This window comes from Bartonella sp. HY761 (assembly GCF_026743145.1).
Taxonomy (GTDB): domain Bacteria; phylum Pseudomonadota; class Alphaproteobacteria; order Rhizobiales; family Rhizobiaceae; genus HY038.
Genome location: NZ_CP104887.1, coordinates 400,200 through 418,472, shown reverse-complemented (window position 1 = coordinate 418,472; position 18,273 = coordinate 400,200). Strand labels below are relative to the sequence as shown.

General features: G+C 42.4%; 18 protein-coding genes. 6 read left to right on the top strand and 12 right to left on the bottom strand.

Features of this window, described 5'->3' with window-relative positions; genetic code table 11:
* Nucleotides 1–143 precede the first annotated feature (143 nt).
* The 4 genes from N6A79_RS01690 to N6A79_RS01675 all read left to right on the top strand — a co-directional run bounded on the left by N6A79_RS01690 (nucleotide 144) and on the right by N6A79_RS01675 (nucleotide 4,177).
* A complete protein-coding gene (locus tag N6A79_RS01690) occupies nucleotides 144–1,262 on the top strand; it encodes a vWA domain-containing protein (protein WP_268546729.1) in 1,119 nt (372 codons plus the stop codon).
* 286 nt (nucleotides 1,263–1,548) lie between these two features.
* Entirely contained in the window at nucleotides 1,549–2,754 is a 1,206-nt protein-coding gene (locus N6A79_RS01685) for a pyridoxal phosphate-dependent aminotransferase (protein WP_262079641.1), read from the top strand.
* Nucleotides 2,755–2,913: 159 nt separating this feature from the next.
* Nucleotides 2,914–3,819 (top strand): 16S rRNA (cytidine(1402)-2'-O)-methyltransferase, encoded by a 906-nt coding sequence (rsmI, locus tag N6A79_RS01680; RefSeq protein WP_268546728.1) that lies wholly within the window; start codon nucleotides 2,914–2,916, stop codon nucleotides 3,817–3,819.
* Nucleotides 3,809–4,177, top strand: a complete 369-nt coding sequence (locus N6A79_RS01675; RefSeq protein ID WP_268546727.1) for a YraN family protein — start codon at nucleotides 3,809–3,811, stop codon at nucleotides 4,175–4,177. Before rsmI ends, N6A79_RS01675 begins: the two co-directional genes overlap by 11 nt.
* Here the strand turns inward: N6A79_RS01675 and N6A79_RS01670 are convergent.
* Nucleotides 4,174–4,941, bottom strand: a complete 768-nt coding sequence (locus tag N6A79_RS01670) for a ComF family protein (protein ID WP_268546726.1) — start codon at nucleotides 4,939–4,941, stop codon at nucleotides 4,174–4,176. The genes N6A79_RS01675 and N6A79_RS01670 overlap by 4 nt on opposite strands.
* A 123-nt stretch (nucleotides 4,942–5,064) precedes the next feature.
* Between N6A79_RS01670 and N6A79_RS01665 the strand changes: the two genes are divergently transcribed.
* Nucleotides 5,065–5,976 (top strand): methyltransferase domain-containing protein, encoded by a 912-nt coding sequence (locus N6A79_RS01665; RefSeq protein ID WP_268546725.1) that lies wholly within the window; start codon nucleotides 5,065–5,067, stop codon nucleotides 5,974–5,976.
* Here the strand turns inward: N6A79_RS01665 and cysQ are convergent.
* The 3 genes from cysQ to rpmB all read right to left on the bottom strand — a co-directional run bounded on the left by cysQ (nucleotide 5,973) and on the right by rpmB (nucleotide 7,905).
* The gene (gene cysQ / locus N6A79_RS01660) at nucleotides 5,973–6,806 is read right to left on the bottom strand and encodes a 3'(2'),5'-bisphosphate nucleotidase CysQ (RefSeq protein ID WP_268546724.1); all 834 of its coding nucleotides are present in this window, start codon (nucleotides 6,804–6,806) and stop codon (nucleotides 5,973–5,975) included. The genes N6A79_RS01665 and cysQ overlap by 4 nt on opposite strands.
* 92 nt (nucleotides 6,807–6,898) lie before the next feature.
* On the bottom strand, nucleotides 6,899–7,534 hold the full coding sequence (locus N6A79_RS01655; protein ID WP_182418612.1) for a VUT family protein: 636 nt from the start codon (nucleotides 7,532–7,534) through the stop codon (nucleotides 6,899–6,901).
* A 77-nt stretch (nucleotides 7,535–7,611) separates the two neighbouring features.
* On the bottom strand, nucleotides 7,612–7,905 hold the full coding sequence (gene rpmB, locus N6A79_RS01650) for a 50S ribosomal protein L28 (RefSeq protein ID WP_182418611.1): 294 nt from the start codon (nucleotides 7,903–7,905) through the stop codon (nucleotides 7,612–7,614).
* A 220-nt stretch (nucleotides 7,906–8,125) separates the two neighbouring features.
* On the opposite strand from rpmB, the gene N6A79_RS01645 reads away from it, so the two are divergent.
* Nucleotides 8,126–8,881 (top strand): SURF1 family protein, encoded by a 756-nt coding sequence (locus N6A79_RS01645; RefSeq protein WP_442784266.1) that lies wholly within the window; start codon nucleotides 8,126–8,128, stop codon nucleotides 8,879–8,881.
* Nucleotides 8,882–9,032: 151 nt separating this feature from the next.
* Here N6A79_RS01645 and lldD read toward each other — a convergent pair whose 3' ends face one another.
* The 8 genes from lldD to aroQ form a co-directional block, all read right to left on the bottom strand.
* Nucleotides 9,033–10,172, bottom strand: coding sequence for an FMN-dependent L-lactate dehydrogenase LldD (gene lldD, locus N6A79_RS01640; RefSeq protein ID WP_262079628.1), 1,140 nt, complete (start codon nucleotides 10,170–10,172; stop codon nucleotides 9,033–9,035).
* A 9-nt stretch (nucleotides 10,173–10,181) separates the two neighbouring features.
* Complete coding sequence (locus tag N6A79_RS01635; RefSeq protein WP_268546721.1) at nucleotides 10,182–10,970, bottom strand: FCD domain-containing protein; 789 nt, start codon at nucleotides 10,968–10,970, stop codon at nucleotides 10,182–10,184.
* The gene (gene lldP, locus N6A79_RS01630; RefSeq protein ID WP_268546720.1) at nucleotides 10,967–12,607 is read right to left on the bottom strand and encodes an L-lactate permease; all 1,641 of its coding nucleotides are present in this window, start codon (nucleotides 12,605–12,607) and stop codon (nucleotides 10,967–10,969) included. Before lldP ends, N6A79_RS01635 begins: the two co-directional genes overlap by 4 nt.
* Nucleotides 12,608–12,979: 372 nt before the next feature.
* Nucleotides 12,980–13,432 (bottom strand): cytochrome o ubiquinol oxidase subunit IV, encoded by a 453-nt coding sequence (gene cyoD, locus N6A79_RS01625; protein ID WP_262079625.1) that lies wholly within the window; start codon nucleotides 13,430–13,432, stop codon nucleotides 12,980–12,982.
* On the bottom strand, nucleotides 13,432–14,046 hold the full coding sequence (gene cyoC / locus N6A79_RS01620; protein ID WP_182418605.1) for a cytochrome o ubiquinol oxidase subunit III: 615 nt from the start codon (nucleotides 14,044–14,046) through the stop codon (nucleotides 13,432–13,434). The genes cyoD and cyoC overlap by 1 nt, the downstream gene beginning before the upstream one ends.
* Nucleotides 14,043–16,073 carry a cytochrome o ubiquinol oxidase subunit I gene (cyoB, locus tag N6A79_RS01615; protein WP_268546719.1) on the bottom strand — a complete coding sequence of 677 codons (2,031 nt, stop codon included), beginning with the start codon at nucleotides 16,071–16,073 and terminating at the stop codon, nucleotides 14,043–14,045. The genes cyoC and cyoB overlap by 4 nt, the downstream gene beginning before the upstream one ends.
* A 73-nt stretch (nucleotides 16,074–16,146) precedes the next feature.
* Nucleotides 16,147–17,151, bottom strand: a complete 1,005-nt coding sequence (gene cyoA, locus N6A79_RS01610; RefSeq protein WP_268546718.1) for a ubiquinol oxidase subunit II — start codon at nucleotides 17,149–17,151, stop codon at nucleotides 16,147–16,149.
* A gap of 551 nt (nucleotides 17,152–17,702) precedes the next feature.
* Entirely contained in the window at nucleotides 17,703–18,152 is a 450-nt protein-coding gene (aroQ, locus tag N6A79_RS01605; RefSeq protein ID WP_268546716.1) for a type II 3-dehydroquinate dehydratase, read from the bottom strand.
* Nucleotides 18,153–18,273: the final 121 nt, after the last annotated feature.

Here is an 18,273-nt window from a genome sequence, read left to right as displayed (position 1 = left end):
ATATTATCATTATATATTTATTTACCAATCAAACAAAAAAATACAACAATACATATCAATAACTCATTTATTCTAAATTCAAACAATATTAAGCCGCATTTATTTTCCATCATTAAAATATCAACAATAAAATGGAAATAGATATGCTAAAACCTATTAATTTATTTGTAAAAACTATTTTTATAACTGCTATAACTTCAACTTTTGCTTTTCACGCAAGTGCTGAACAAAGCAATAACAAACAAAAGGTTGAAGTTGCATTTGTGCTTGACACGACTGGCTCTATGGCGGGTTTGATTGATGGTGCAAAGCAAAAAATTTGGTCAATCGCCAATACCATTATTGATGTTAATCCCGATGCTGAAATTCGTATGGCACTTATTGCTTACCGCGATCGGGGTGATGAATATATCATTAAAACCTATGATATGAGCAGCGATGTACAAGGCTTATATGGTAAATTAACCAAGCTTGAAGCTGACGGTGGCGGTGATAATCCAGAATCGGTAAATGAAGCCCTCGATGAAGCTGTACGCAAGCTTGAATGGACCAAAGGCGATGATACAAAACGCATTATTTTCCTTGTTGGTGATGCGCCGCCCCATATGGATTACCCCAATGCACCGCTTTACCCCAACGTGTTAAAACGCGCTGTTGCTGATGGTATCATTGTTAATACTATACAAGCGGGAGATGATAGGGAAACCAAAAAGATTTGGCGCGAAATAGCTCAACTTGGCCATGGTCGTTATATGCCAATACCGCAAGATGGTGGCAAAATTACTGTGATTAACACACCTTATGATGACCAAATCATTGTTATCCAACGAAAAATTGATAAAACTGTTTTGCCTTATGGCAATCATGACGAACGTGAAGCACTCACTAATAAAATGGAAGAGAAGGCAGAAGCGCCAGCACCAGTTCAAATCGATAATTCACGTTTTTATTCTAAGAAAAGCGGTAGCAAAGAAGTGGTAACCGGTGGCAATGATTTAATTACCGATGTAAAAAATGGCACGCAAAAAATTGAGGAGGTGCAAGAAACATCGTTACCCGATGAGCTGCGCGGTAAATCTAGCGAAGAAAAAAATGCAATCGTTGAAAAAACATCGCAAGAGCGCAGCAAATTAGAAGCCGAAATGTCTGCCCTCATTGAAAAGCGCGATGCCTATATTGCCGAGCAAAAATTAAATCCCGATAAGGACAATAATTCGTTTGATAGCGTTGTAAAAGAAACTTTACACGATCAATTAAAATAACAAAATTTCAAGATATTTTTCTACCCGTATGATCGGGTAGAAATTTCTATTTTTAAAATATATTTTGTCCTATAATGATAAATTAAAACTGTTCTTAATAGATTTATTGTTGCGTTAATAATAAATTGAATAAAACCTTTATATGCCATTTTTTTTGGTAAAATTGCTGTGCGATCATTGCACTTTTTTTCATATCAGCGCATAGAATAAGACTTGCGTTTTTTTAACGCCATTTACCAGAGATATTTCTCTTTGTTTCGCCATATCAATTTCAGGAGATACTATTATGGCATTCCTTGCTGACGCTCTTTCTCGTGTTAAGCCATCTGCGACTATTGCCGTTGCCCAAAAGGCTCGTGAACTCAAAGCCCAAGGTAAAGATGTTATTTCGCTTAGCGCTGGCGAGCCAGATTTTGACACTCCAGACAATGTAAAGAATGCCGCTATTGAAGCGATTCGTCGCGGCGAAACCAAATATACACCTGTCTCCGGTATTCCTGAACTAAGACAGGCTATTGCTGCCAAGTTTAAACGCGAAAACGGCTTAGACTACAAGCCAGAGCAAACAATTGTTGGCACCGGCGGCAAGCAAATTCTTTTTAATGCTTTTATGGCAACCTTAAACCCAGGTGACGAAGTAGTTATAGCTGCGCCTTATTGGGTAAGCTATCCTGAAATGGTACTGCTCACCGGCGGTACACCCGTTTTTGTTAACACACGCCATGAAGACAATTTTAAATTGCGCCCAGAAGCCTTAGAAGCTGCAATTACACCAAAGACCAAATGGTTTGTTTTCAACTCCCCTTCAAATCCATCAGGTGCGGCTTACACCCATGATGAATTAAAGGCTTTGACCGATGTGCTTATGCGCCATCCTCATGTCTATATCCTAACTGATGACATGTATGAGCATTTAACCTATGGTGATTTTGTTTACACCACCCCTGCGCAGGTTGAACCCGGTCTTTATGACCGCACCTTAACAATGAATGGTGTTTCAAAAGCCTATGCGATGACTGGTTGGCGTATTGGTTATGCGGCCGGTCCTTTAGCCTTGATTAAAGCGATGGATATGGTGCAAGGCCAACAAACATCCGGTGCTTGTTCAATTGCGCAATGGGCGTCAGTAGAAGCGCTAAATGGCCCACAAGATTTCATCCAGAAGAACAAAGCAATTTTTCAGGCTCGCCGCGATCTTATTGTGTCGATGCTTAATCAAGCAACGGGCATTGAATGCCCAGTTCCTGAAGGTGCATTTTATGTTTATCCATCTTGCGCAGCACTCATTGGTAAAAAGACCGAGGATGGCAAGGTAATTGCAACCGATGAGGATTTTGTAACCGCATTGCTAGAAGCTGAAGGTGTTGCGGTTGTTCATGGCTCAGCCTTTGGTCTTGGACCAAATTTCCGCATTTCCTATGCAGCATCGGAAGAAATGCTGGAAGAAGCTGGCAAGCGGATCCAACGTTTCTGCGCAAGCCTTCGCTCATAAAAATTGCGACTTGAGCTTATATTCTATTGTGTTTGTGCCATGCTTCTTGTCAACAAGAACGTGGCACAAATTTTATAAAATACATAGTCAACACACAATCATTAGCGTTGGCAACACACTGGCAAAAACGCACCAAAGCCGATAAGTTAAGAGAAAAACATGACCCAGAATGAAGATAGTAAGCGCTACATTATCGGTGCTCATAATTATCAAGCCCCAGTAATTGAAAACGCGCTTTATCTTGTTTCAACGCCGATTGGCAATCTTGGCGATATCACCATTCGCGCGCTTGAAGTTTTGGCGGCTTGTGATGTCTTAGCTTGTGAAGATACGCGCACAACACGGGTTTTGCTTGACCGTTATGCCATTCACAAAAAAGCCGTTAGCTATCATGAGCATAACGCACAAACAAGTGGCCCAATGCTGATTGAATCCTTGCTTTCAGGTAAATCTGTGGCTCTTGTTTCTGATGCCGGCACGCCTTTGATCTCTGATCCTGGTTTTCGCCTTGTTACGCAAGCGCGTGAAGCCGGAATAAAAGTTGTCCCCATTCCCGGTGCATCAGCGCTGTTAACCGCGCTTGTTGCCACTGGCTTACCTACCGATAGTTTTTTCTTCAATGGTTTTTTGCCAACCAAAAAGGGGGCGCGTATCAAGCAATTGCAAGATTTAAGCCACATGGATACAACGCTGATCTTTTATGAATCGCCCCACCGTGCAGCTGAAACCCTTGCCGATATGGCGGAAGTTTTCGGGGCTGATCGCCCCGCAGCTTTAACCCGTGAACTTACAAAAACCTTTGAGACTTTCGATTGCGATAATTTAGGCAATTTGGCGCAAAAATATGCAGAGGTTGATCGTATTCGCGGCGAGATTGTTTTAGTGGTTGGTCGGCCGCTTGCTAAGGAAAAGTCTTTTGATGCAAATGATATTGACGCCTTGCTGCTTGATTTAGCAAAATCTATGCCAGCCCCAAAAGCTGCCCAAGAAGCTGCATCAATTACCGGGCAAAAACGCCAAGAGCTTTATTTACGTCTGATGGCTTTACGAAGCAATGACACGTAAACAGCCAAAGAAAACAACTTATAAAAAGGGCTTGCGCGCCGAGAATTTCGCCGCCCTATATTTATTGTTAAAAGGTTATTGGATTGTTGCGCGCCGTTTTAAAACCAAAAGCGGGGAAATTGATTTAATTGCAAGGCGTGGTAAAACCATACTGATTATTGAAGTAAAAGCACGAAAAGATCTTATGTCTGGTCATGATGCAGTTGATTTTATGAGTCAAAAGCGCATCATGGCGGCAGCAGATATTTGGCTTGCCCAACAAAAAGACGCTGCATCTTTATCGCTGCGGTTTGATGTTATCATTATGCGACCTTGGCGGCTTCCCACTCACATTAAAAATTTTGCTTCTTTTAATTAAAGCAAGAAATCAAGGCGATGCGAAAAAGTTAAAACATCTACCTTTGCCGCGCCGCCATCCTTTAAAGCTTTGGCTGCTGCACGCAAGGTTGAACCGGTGGTTAACACATCATCAACCAGTAAAATACGTTTATTTTTAAGCTTATCGCGATATTTATCTGGCACTTCAAAGGCATTGGCGACGTTTTTTTGCCGCTCTATTTTAGTTAAACCAACTTGCGGCGGTGTATTTTTATGCCGCAGTAAAGCTTGCGGGTAAAATACAATTTTTTTTTGCTGGGCAATATTGCGCCCAAGCTCTGCTGCTTGATTATAACCACGCTTAAAAAAACGGATATGATGCAGCGGTACCGGTATTATAAAATCTTTTTCGATTAAGAGTTCGCGCCCTGCTACCACCATCCATTTTGCCATCCATGGCGCAAGTTCGGTGCGATCACCAAATTTTAAACGGCTTACCAATGTTCGCGCTAGACCATCATGGACAAGCACCGCACGCGCGCGGTCAAAAGGCGGTGGGTCATTTAATGCTTGCACTGATAATAGCTCACCTTCCAAACTAAATTTATGTGGCGTACCCATGACGGGACAAAAGGGCGGCGTTATAAACTGCAACTTTGCCCAACATTGCGGACAAATAGTACCGGTTTGCGCAACCAAAACACCACACCCAACACAAATAGGTGGAAAGAGCACATTTCCTGAGAAAATACCAATTTCTTTGAACAAGCGTAAAATATTTTGCCGCCAAGATAGTTCTTGCATGATAAAGCCCCCGCTTCTTTGCGGAAGTGTAAAACAATCTTTCAAAAAACAAAACTGCTATTTATAAACTCAAATCAAAGAGCTTTAAATTTGCTGTAAAAAATGCTTTAAGCATCTTGATAAATGCCCCTTTTTTGCAATGAGATTATTTTGAGCCAAAACCCACAAATCTTCGACCTTGATTTAATTGAATCTTATCGTCACCGCGCCTTAAAACATAAGGATAGCGGCGTTGATTTTTTATTAAAACGCATGGCTGTAGATTTGGAAGAAAGACTGCAACCGGTTGAGCGTATATTTGAAAATGCGTTAGACCTGCATGGCTTTAACGGTGTTGTGGCCGATAGCATGGGACGGAGCCAAAAAGTAAAAAACATTACTCGCATTGAAACAGATAAACACTTTGTTGATGACACTTATAGCGCCTTAATTCGCAGCCGCGAGTTTTTGGATTTACCTGCAGAATCAGCTGATCTTATCGTTTCACTGCTTTCGCTTCACCTGACCAATGACACACCAGGTGTCTTTATTCAAATTCGCCAAGCACTGCGCCCCGATGGATTGTTTTTAGCCTGTCTTGCAGGGGCTGGCACTTTGGGTGAATTGCGCGAAAGTCTTTTACAAGCTGAAAACGAAATTTATGGCGGCGTAAGTCCGCGTATTTACCCATTTATTGATGTGCGCGATGCCGGTGCTTTACTACAAAGGGCAGGCTTTGCCATGCCGGTAAGCGATATTGAAAGTGTCACCGTGCGCTATGACAATGCTTTTGATCTGATGCGCGATTTACGGCAAATGGGCATGCAAAATGCTTTATTTGACCGCTCGCGCCGTCCTGTTTCAAAACGCTTCTTTATGCGAGTAGCAGAAATCTATGCTTCACGTTTTGCCGATAGCGATGGGCGTATTCGCGCAACCTTTAATTTTGTTTGGCTTTCTGGTTGGGCCCCTCACCCAGATCAGCAAAAACCATCAAAACGTGGGTCTGCCAAAGTTTCGCTGGCAGATGTCCTAATGCCACCAAAATCGAACTAATTGTGAGAGGTGCTTAGTTTTTTAAACCCCGCTTCATCACCAACTGCAAAAAAGATACCTTGTTTATGGCAAGGATCAGCACTTACATCGCATGCGCCATAGCGAATGGGATTTCCCGCTTCATCAACCATTGTGCCGCCAGCAGCTCTTAAAATGGCATCACCCGCCGCAACATCCCATGTCATACATGGTTCAAAGCGCGGATAAATATCGGCTTTACCTTCGGCAACAAGGCAAAACTTTAGCGATGATCCAACCGCCAAACGATGCTCAACCTGATGATACTTGAGCCAATCATCAGTTATCGTGCAGCGGTGCGAGCGACTCATCACCGCAATTGGATTGCTTGGCATTTGCCGTGTGCTTAGTCTTACCCCATCATCTTTTTTGCCATGGGTAACATGATATAAAAATGCCCCATTGGGACTACCGACATAAAGCTTATTTTGAGCCGGTATAAATATCACCCCTAATAAAGGACAATAATTATCAATCAAAGCAATATTGACGGTAAATTCTCCATTTTGGGCAATAAATTCACGCGTACCATCTAATGGATCAACGAGGAAAAACCGTGATGCCAAGTTTGTTTTAACGCCGCTTGCCACCTCTTCCTCGGCGATAATTGGAATATCAGCGAAAGCTTTGCGTAAAGTGGCTAAAATAATCGCTTCCGCCCCTTGGTCAGCGATCGTCACTGGAGAATGATCACTTTTTTCTTCAATTAATATCGGTTGTTGATAATGCGCCATAATATAGTTGCCGGCCTTTACACTGGCAGCACACATAATTTCCAAAATTGCATCGTAACTTATAGATGAATGAGGCATTTTACCCAAATTGCATTAGCATGGATCAACTGTCTAATATAAACTTAATAAGGCAAAAAGCTCTGAATTTATCAGAGCTTTTTAAAAATTGATTATTTACTTACTTTGCTTTTGTTGTAAGTCGCAGGGGAAAACAGGGCGAGAAATGTACCATAGGGCAGCAGCATAAATATTGCCATCGCCACCTTCACCCAAAAATCACCAATCGCAAGCGATAACCAGATGGCAATATTTCCACCCCAAAATGCGGTTGTGCCGGCAATTGACTGATCTGGCAAACCCGTTGCAGTATCAATAAACCCAAATACTGGTGCAAAGGCAAGCCCAAAGAAAATCAACGTATCAAGCACAGAGCCGGCAAGCGCTGCCGCAAGCGGTGCCTGCCACCATGTACGTTGGCGCAATGGGCCAAAAACAGCAATATCTAATAATTGGGCAAAAAGGAAAGCAGAGCCTGATGCAATGGCAAGGCGCGGTGTTGCTAATATCCATGACACGCCAAGCCCAGCTATAAAGCCAGCATAAACAACATAGCGAGCAATTTGGGGCCCAAAACGCCGATTGGTCAAATCATTGATAAGAAAAGCAAAAGGATAGATAAAAGCGCCATAGGTGAGCACATGCTCAAGCCCAAACCACGAAAAGGGGTATTGCACCAAAATATTGGAGGCAGTAACCGCCACACACATGGCAAAAATGGCAAGAATGACAGATTCGGTCTGTTTCATTTTTTTAACCTGGGTAATGGAACCAGAAAAAAGGCTGGCGAAAGCCAGCCCGATGATTCTTTTCGCTGGTTAGCGACTTAAGCAGCTTGTTCAGCTTGCTTTTTAACGATTTGACGCTTTAAAAGACGTGCACGTTGAGACAATTCAACATCTGCAGCCTTTACGAGGAAAGCATCAAGACCACCACGATGTTCTACCGAGCGCAATGCATGGGCAGATACACGTAAACGGTAGCTCTGACCGAGAGTATCGGAAATAAGAGTTACATTGCAAAGATTAGGCAAAAAGCGGCGACGCGTCCTGTTATTGGCGTGGCTCACATTATTGCCGTACTGTACTGACTTACCGGTCAATTCACAAGCGCGGGACATGATATCACCTTCTAAATGGTTTGTAATCTGATAAAAAACTGTATTGAATAGATCTAAAAGTTAAATCATAATCGCACAATTGCCATCAGGAATTTTTCAAAAGTTGGGTTTCTATAGGGGTAGATGGGCAAAAGGTCAAGTCTTTTTCGATCTATACAACTAAACTGCGCCAATATTGACACTTTTATTATTAAATTTGCATGGTAAAAGAGAAACTATGATGACAAAAACAAATAATTCGACCTCAGAACAAAAAGGCTTTGGCTTTTGGACCATTATGTTTCTTGGTCTATGTACAGTGCTTTTTTGCTTATTTATGGCGCTTGGCATTTGGCAAGTGGAACGCCGTGCGTGGAAGCTTGATCTTATTGCCAAAGTAGAACAGCGTATCCACCAACCTGCGGTTGATGCGCCCAACAAAGACAAATGGCCAGATGTAACAAAGGATAATGACGAATATCTACCTGTTAAAGTTCATGGCCATTTTTTAAATGACAAAGAGATTCTCATTACCGCCGTTGCCGATGCGGGTGCAGGCTATTGGTTAGTGGTACCTTTTGAAAAAGATGATGGCACCATTGTCTTTATCAATCGCGGTTTTGTGCCTATGGATCGTTCGGATCGCGGCTCACGCAAGGGGGGCGAAATTGATGGCGAAACCACAATTCAAGGCTTGCTTCGCATGGGCGAAGGTGAAGGCTATCTCATGCGCAAGAATAATCCGCAAGAGAATCGCTGGTTCACCCGCAATATTCCTGCTATGGCGCAAAAATTAGGGCTTAGTGGCGGCAACGTTGCGCCCTATTTTATTGATGCTGATAAAACACCCAATATTGGTAAAGTGCCAATTGGCGGCCTTACCGTTGTGGAATTTAGAAACAACCATTTAGGCTATTTTTTAACCTGGTTTACCTTAGCAGCTGGCATGGTTTTAGCGGCTGGCTACATTATTTATACCAATAGACGCAAAACATAAACTTATCCGCTAAAGGCTTTTAATCCCTACACCATTGGTTTATTGGCTAGATAGGCATTAAAAAATCCCCATATTGACGTTAATCAATATGGGGATTTTTATAAAAACCATTAAAAGCTATTTTGCATTTAAATTTATTTTTCTTTTAAACTTATTTTTCTGGCACAAGCGAACGGGAATCAATTTCAGATATGCTTTTCGCTCCCGTTAGTGCCATAGCAACGCGCATTTCCTTGGCAAGAATATCAAGCATATTGCAAACCCCTGCTTCACCCTCTGCAGCCAAGGCATAGGCAAAGGCACGCCCCACCATAGTAAAATCAGCGCCGAGTGCCAACATACGCACAACATCAAGCCCGGAGCGAATACCGCTATCTGCCACTACTTTTAAATCGCCCTTAACGGCATTAGCAATATCTGGCAAAGCGCGACAAGATGATAAAACACCATCAAGCTGACGACCACCATGGTTTGAAACAATAACACCATCGGCACCAAAACGCACAGCATCACGCGCATCATCAACGTCCAATATGCCCTTGATAAGCATTGGACCTTTCCAAAATTCGCGAATCCACTCAAGATCTTTCCAACTAATCGATGGATCAAAATTTGCACCAAGCCAACCAATATAATCTTCCAAATTAGTGGGCTGGCCACGATAGGTAGAAATATTGCCAAGATCATGTGGCTTACCTTTAATGCCAACATCCCAAGCCCAAGCAGGGTGGGTTGCACCTTGGAAAACTTGTTTTAATTTGGCATGAGGGCCTGACATGCCCGAATGTCTATCGCGATACCGTGCACCTGGCACCGGCATATCTACGGTAAACACCAAGGTTGTGATGCCAGCTGCTTGTGCGCGCTCCAAAACATCACGCATAAAGCCGCGATCTTTAAGCACATAAAGCTGAAACCAGATTGGCTTTGGCGATTGGCTTTGCACTTCAGCAATCGGGCAAACTGAAACGGTTGATAAGGTAAAAGGCACATTGCGAGAAGCTGCAGCTTTTGCCGCCTGCACTTCACCACGGCGTGCATACATGCCAGTCAAACCAACTGGTGACAAACCGACAGGCATGGCAAATTTTTCACCAAATATTTCTGTTTCCAAACTTAACTCGGCAACATCTTTTAATATACGTTGACGCAGAGCAATATCGGATAAGTCAGAAACATTTCTTTTCAGCGTATGCTCAGCATAAGCACCGCCATCAATATAATGATAGAGAAAGGGTGGTAATTTGCGCCTTGCGGCTTCACGATAATCGGAAATAGAAGATATAATCATAATATTTACTCACATATTTTTAGCGGTGCGGCTTTGCTTGGCGCTTTGCGCTCGCAATTTGCGTGCCGTATCATCGTCTATTTGCTTAATTGTTGTTACAACGAAATCAAGATGAGTATTGGAGGCGTTACGCGCGCCTTCACAATCATTACGCTCGATTGCTTTATAAATAGCCTGATGCTGTTCAAAAATCATATCAAAATTACGTGGCACATTATAAAGCTTTTTATGACTTTGCGAAATATTAAGCTGCAAGAGCCCAAATAGGCTAGACATAACTTGCTGCAAAATAATATTGTCGGAAGCCTCGGCAATTGCCATATGAAAAGCCGCATCGAGCCGCGCCTCTTCATTGGCATCAACCTGCCCATGGCCATTTTGTATAGCATTAAGGCATTGCAAAATGCGGCCCTTTGCCAGCCTATCGGCGCGCATCGCCGCATAATAGCAGGTTGCGCCTTCTAGCGCTTCTCTGGTTTCCATGACATCATGATGATAGCCATTTTTCTCAGTCAGAAGCGGAGTAAGCGGAGTAATAATAGTTTTATCCGCCCAAACCTCTGGCATAGGTTCACCAACCACCATACCAGATTTACGCACTTCAATAACACCGCGTACAGAGAGTTTGCTAACAGCTTCGCGGATTGTTGCCCGCGAAGCATTGAGTAAGCCAACCAAAGCGCGTTCTGAAGGCAAACGATCGCCTGCTTTCAAACTTTGCTTTTTGATAAAAGCCTCAATTTCATTTTCAATGCGTAAAGAAACACTATGAGGCTCTATTGACTTTAAAGATGTCATGCAGGGATCATCCACGGCAAGACATAGGCCTGAATGGTGGTAATAATACCAACAAAAGCACATAATGCGAGTGAGTGTTTAACTGTGAAGCGGAAAAGATCTGACTCCTTACCGACAAGTCCAACAGCCGCACAGGCGATCGCAATTGATTGCGGTGAAATCATTTTACCGGTTACGCCACCGGTTGTATTAACTGCAACCAATAGAACATCTGAAACGCCAATTTGGTGAGCTGTTGTTGCTTGTAACGCGGCAAACAAGGCATTTGACGAAGTATCGGAACCGGTTACAAACACCCCTAACCAACCAAGGAAAGGCGAGAAAAACGTAAATGCCGATCCAGTATGCGACAAAGCAAGTGCAAGCGTTGTTGAAAGCCCTGAAAAGTTGGCGAGAAACGCAAAAGCCAATACCATACCGATAGAATAAATCGGCACAGCCAAATCTTTTAAGGTTGTGCCAAATGTTGCGATGGCTTTTGCCGGCTTCATGCCAAGGACAATAATCGTCAAGATTGCCGCCAACAAGATTGAAGTACCCGTTGCCGAAAACCAATCAAACTTATAAATTGCTGCTAAAGGAGCATTGGGATCGACAATGGGTTGGGTTTTATGCACCAGATTATGCAAATAAGGCACTTGTAGCTGCGAAACCCAACTTTCTAACGTACCACCTGATTTGAATAGATTTTTAAATGGCACAATACTCCAAAGGCTAACAAATACAGTCAATATGATAAAAGGTGACCACGCTTTGACAATTTGTCCCACCGTAAAATGGTGCGTTTCATTTTCAGTCGCTGCATCATCGAAACGGAAGATGCGCTTTGGCTGCCAAAAACGTAAAAATACCGGCAAGATGATCAGTGTGGCAATGGCTGCTGTAATATCAGGTAATTCTGGCCCAATAAAATTGGCAGTGAGATATTGCACCACGGCAAAAGAACCACCGGCAACTAAAATAGCTGGCCATGTTTCACGCACACCGCGCCAACCATCCATAATCAAAATGAGCCAAAAAGGTACCAAAATGGACAAAAGCGGCAATTGGCGACCGGCCATTTGACCAATTAAAAATGGATCAATATTGGAAACCTGCCCAGCAACGATAATCGGAATACCCATAGCGCCAAAAGCAACCGGCGCTGTATTAGCAATAAGACAAAGTCCTGCTGCATAAAGCGGACGGAAGCCAAGGCCAACAAGCAAAGCGGCAGTAATAGCAACAGGCGCACCAAAACCTGCAGCGCCTTCCAAAAATGCGCCAAAAGCAAAGCCAACTAGCAATAATTGAATACGTTGATCGGGAGTAATACCTAAAATCGAATTGCGGATAATATCAAATTGCCCTGTAGCGACTGATATCTTGTAAAGAAATACTGCACCAACAATAATCCAAGCAATTGGCCATAGCCCATAAAAAAAGCCGTAAACACCTGATGCCAAGGCGGCGCTTATCGGCATTTTATAGACAATAATTGCGATAAGAAAAGTTAGCAACACGGTAATAGTACCGGCAAGATAACCTTTCATTCGTAACATTGTTAGTGCAATAAAAAAGAATAAAATAGGAATTGCCGCGATAATGCTGGAAACCCATAAATTACCGACGGGCATATAATTCTGTACCCACTCCATCTGCATCCTCCTCCAAGGTTGGTCAGACCAAAATATGTATATATATTTATAAACATCAATATATATGGGAGTCAACGGTAAAAAAGTAAGCAATAAATTTCAATTGGTCAGACCAAAATGCTATTTTTGAGTATTGATATAAAAATAAAAATATTATGCAATTATTTTCACTTCTTGAATGCAGCTATATTCAATTTTGATATAATTTATAATTAGATTTATTTTAAAAAGAGCAACTTATGTTTACTCCCTAAAACAACAGCTAACCTATAAAAAATTATTCGCAGCAGGTACTTAACGGCATAAAAAAGCTCGCTTAGCAACAACTAAGCGGGCTTTTAATTATTTTAACAGATCAATAAATCACTTAAATTATTGAGCTGGTGCTTCACTTTGCGAAGCAGCAGGCGCTTCATTTGGCGCTGCTGGCGCAATTGCTGCAGGTGCAGCAGATGTCGCAGGATAGATAACATCGGTCTGGATCACACGACCAGAGCCACCCATCATATTATAGTTAAGATGGAACATGGTCCACCATGTACCAAATATAATGACAAGCACGCCTACAACGGTGATCCACATGGAAGTAATATTCCACTTGGAATCAGGTCCATCGCTCAAGTGCAAGAAGAAAACGATCTGCACGGCCATTTGAATAAATGCAAGACCAAGCAAATAGATAACTTTCGCACTAATTGACCATTCAGCGAGCCAACCGGCCATGATTGGAGCAAAAGAAGCAATTGTCAAAACAACCGATATGATAAAACCGGTTATATATTTAGATGTGCTGTTGTCGTGGTTTTCTTGTGTATGTGCGCTCATTATAAAGCCCCCAACAAATAGACAACGGTAAATACGCCAACCCAAACGATATCTAGGAAGTGCCAAAATAACGAAAGGCAGGTAAGGCGTGTTTTATTTTGTGATGAAAGACCTGTGCGAGCAAGATGCACGAACATGACAGCCATCCAGATAAGACCAGCAGTAACGTGCAAACCGTGCGTACCCACAAGGGTAAAGAACGATGCCCAGTAAGCTGATGTCCAAGGTTGTGCACCTTCATGGAACAAATGAGCGAACTCATAAAGTTCCATAGCAATAAATGCGATACCAAAAACAAAGGTAATGCCGAGCCATAGGCGTACACCTGAAATATTATTGCGATGCAATTGGATCATTGCAAAGCCATAAGTGATAGAAGAAAGCAAAAGAAATGCGGTTTCAACTGCCACAAAGTTCAGATCAATCACACTTTTACCGACGATCCCTTCAGCATAAGCTGAAGAGAAAACGGCAAAGTTTGCGAAAAGTGTTGCAAACAAGATCAAATCTTGAAGAATATAAACGAAAAAACCAAAGGTTTTTACAGAATCTACTTCTTCATGGCCATGGCCGTGATCGTCTGCATGGTTATTATTTAGAGCTGTTGCACTCATGCTCTTGCTCCTTTGCCTTCAAGAACAGCAGTAAAATGATCCTCGGTCTTTTGTACCTCTTCAGCAGAGATATAATAGCCATTATGATCAGCTGTGAATGAATGGACGATTACGCTTGCAATTGTAAAGATAAATGTAAGAGCAACCAACCACCAAATGTGCCAGACAAGTCCAAAGCCAAGTGCAAGCATAGCAATACCGATAACAAAACCAGCTGCAGTATTTGCAGGCATGTGGATCTTTGTAAAGCCAGTTGTTGGGCGTTTTTCGCCACGCACCTTCATATCCCAATAAGCATCTTCTGCTTGAACCTGTGGTACAGTTGCGAAGTTATAGGCAGGAGGAGGTGAGGAAATTGACCATTCAAGCGTACGAGCATCGCCCCAAGGATCGTTTTGGGTAATTGGCAAATTGCCTTTGTGTTTGATGCCATACCAGATGGCAAGCAAGACTTGGCCAACGAAGCACAAAATACCAAGAGCAATGATTAAAGCACCAATTGCCGCAATGATAAAATATATTTGCCAAGATTGATCGACATAGTGTTGCAAGCGGCGGGTTGCGCCGAGCAAACCAACAACATAGATCGGGAAGAAGGCAACATAGAAGCCAACAAACCAGCACCAGAATGACGCAATACCAAGAGCGCGATTTGGCTTGATACCAAATACTTTCGGGAACCAGAAAGCAAGACCACCAAGGTAAGAGAATACAACACCACCAATAATTGTGTGATGGAAGTGGGCAACAAGGAACAAGCTGTTATGGAACTGCCAATCAGCAGGAACCATTGCCAAGAGAACACCAGTCAAACCACCGCCAACAAAGGTAAACATCATGCCCATGCACCAAAGCATTGGTGGCTCGAAGCGAATGCGACCCTTATACATGGTGAACAGCCAGTTGAAGATTTTAACACCAGTTGGCACAGCAATAATCATGGTAGCAATACCAAAGAAGCTGTTAACGGCAACGCCGCCACCCATAGTGAAGAAGTGGTGAGCCCAAACGAGGAAGGAGAGAAGAAGGATAACCAACACTGCCCAAACCATAGAGGTATAACCAAAAAGGCGCTTACTTGAGAAAACCGGAACGATTTCTGAAAGTATACCAAAAGCAGGCACAACAAGCACGTAAACTTCAGGGTGACCGAAGATCCATACATAGTTGATCCAAACCATTGGATTGCCGCCACCATAATTGGTAAAGAATGGGAAACCCAAATAGCGTTCAAGCGCAAGAAGCACATAAGCAACAGTAAGCACTGGATAGATCAAAAGGATCAAGATATTAGATACAAGAGCGGTCCAGATAAAAACTGGCATCTTCATCATAGTCATGCCAGGAGCACGCATTTTGATGATAGTTGCAACAAAGTTTACCGCACCCGTGGTCGTCGCTATACCCGATAGCTGCAAGGACCATAGGTAATAGTCAACCCCAGTATCGGGACTTCCCTCAAGACCTGAAAGCGGTGGATAGGCAAGCCAACCAACGCGGCCAAAGTTACCAAGTGCAAGTGACACATTGATAAGAATGGCACCAGCAAAAGTGATCCAAAAACCAAGATTGTTAAGGAACGGAAACGCTACGTCGCGTGCACCAATTTGCAAAGGTATAACATAATTGAAAATACCAAAAAGCAAAGGGGTTGCCATGAAGAAAATCATGATAACGCCGTGCGCAGTAAAGATCTGGTCAAAGTGATCAGCTGGGAGATACCCACCTGACTGTCCAACTGCAAAAGCCTGATGCGTACGCATCATAACTGCATCGGCAAAGCCGCGCACAAGCATAACAATTGCAAGGACGATATACATAATTCCGATACGCTTATGATCAACTGTTGTTATCCAGTTGCGCCATAAGATACCCCACCAACCGAGTAATGTAATTGCTGCAAGCACGGCGGCACCGAGCACAACAATTGCAATAACAGTGTAAAGCACAATAGGTTCATGCGTTATCGCATGGAATGCTTCCGCTGAGGGGTCAGTCAGTCTTCCGAAAAGAAATGATGATGACATTTTTTAACCCAAATTCTAGATTTCAAAATGGATGGGCAGCAGCACTATGATCGCGCGCGTCCATCTATGGAGATTAATGTGCTGGAGCTTCAGCAGGTTCTTTTGACAAAGCATCACGCGCTTGTACGACAAGTTCAGGTTCAACAACAGAGCAGAGTTCACCCCAGAGCGATTGGGCTGCAGCCTTTGCCATCAATTGTTCGTTACAAGCTGAACCATCAACACAACGGTTTACGATGCGATAATAAAAATCCGTTGGTACTGATGAGAAATATTCAGGCTCATGGAAGTTACGGTTATTTTTATTTTTCTTAAGCTCTGCATAACGCTCAGCATTAAGAGCTTGGTTGCTTGCACGTGCCTTAGCGATCCAATCATCAAATTTTTGCTGAGAAACTGAATGCCACTCAAAACGCATATTGGCAAAACCATCGCCACTATAATTGGCTGACATACCTTTATAAACATTTTCATGTTCGGTATAAAGGTGAAGTTTAGCGTTCATCTGCGGCATTGCATAAAGAACAGTACCAAGTGATGGGACCCAAAATGCATTAACCGATTGTTCTGATGAAAGCTGTAAGAAAACTTGTTTCTTTACAGGCGCATAAATTTCGTTGATAGAAGCAACGCCATATTGCGGATAAATAAAGAGCCACTTCCAATCCATGGCAACCGCGTCAATCTGCAAAGCATCTTCAACCTTGCCTGCAACTTTTTCATCAAGCGGATGAGATGGCTCAAATTTATTGGTATAAGCAACCAACAAGATAGCAAGAAGTGCAACAACCACAATCGGAATGCCCCACATCCACATTTCAATTTTTGTTGAATGGCCCCAATCAGGAAGATATTCAGCCTTGGTATTGGTTGAGCGATATTTATACGCAAAAATGACCACAGCGGCCATAACTGGTATAACGATACAAAGCATAACACCTGTTGCAATCAAAATAACATCGCGCAGGTTTTGTGCCACATACCCTTCGGGATTTAATACCACAATATCGCAACCAGACAGCAATAACATCGATGCAAACACACCGACTATGCCCAGTATTTTTGTTAAGTTTTTCATTCTTACCTGCCTCTCCATATGCAGTGCATATTCTGTGCGAGGGTCCCAGTTAATGTTGTTTTCAAGGCCAATCAACGGATCAAAAGCCATCATTGGTTATTTCTATTCCCATTAATTTTATCATTTTGAATAAATTAAAAATCAATGCGAATCTGCCACAACTATAATTGTGGCGCATTCTAGGCAACTAATAGCGCGTGATAACAATTTAGAAAAGTTCTTTATGCGCCTTGCGGCAATATTGCGCACCTTATGGGCATATTCTACAGAAAATTTGTCTTTTTCATAAAATTCTTGGTCTAATCAAGGGGATAATGCACTTATTGCCTGTAGCACGGCAAGCATTTTAAACTTTTAATAGCGCAGAATTCTCAAAAGAAATGGAAAATCATAAGAGGGGGCGTTAAAAAATAAAATTGCTGCGTCAAATAGAAATGGGCTAACCTAACAATTGACGACTAAGTGAAGTTGATAGCCGAATTTTTGATAAATTTAAAGGCGCAAAAGCAGGGTAAAATAAGATCCTATAGCTGCAACTAATAACTTCAATATTATTTGGTTGTTTTTAATTTACCTACAACAAAGTCAATAGCAAAATGATAGCCAAGAGTGCCGCAGCCAGCAATAACACAATCAGCCCTTAATGACACAAAAGAATGATGACGGAAAGCTTCCCGTTGATGAACATTACTAATATGCACCTCAGCAACCAAACCATCAAAGCTTTTTAAGGCATCAAGAATGGCAACCGATGTATGGGTATAGGCAGCTGGATTAATAACAATGGCAGCGGCCTCTGCGCGCGCTTCTTGTATCCAATCAACCAATTGCCCTTCATGATTGCTTTGTAAAAAACGAATATCAAAACCAGCCAATTTTGCTGCTTTTTCACATAGTTTCTCAACATCTTTTATGGTTTCTGCACCATAAATTTCCGGTTCACGCTTGCCGAGCATATTAAGATTTGGACCATTAAGGATATAAATCAACTTTGCGGACATGACATGCCTTTCATTGGTGATTGCTAAAGCAACTGACCTTCAATAAATGTCAATAACTCCCGATGGCATTGACCATGTACGAAAATTAAATTCACTAAAAATCTACATTATTGGCTTCACA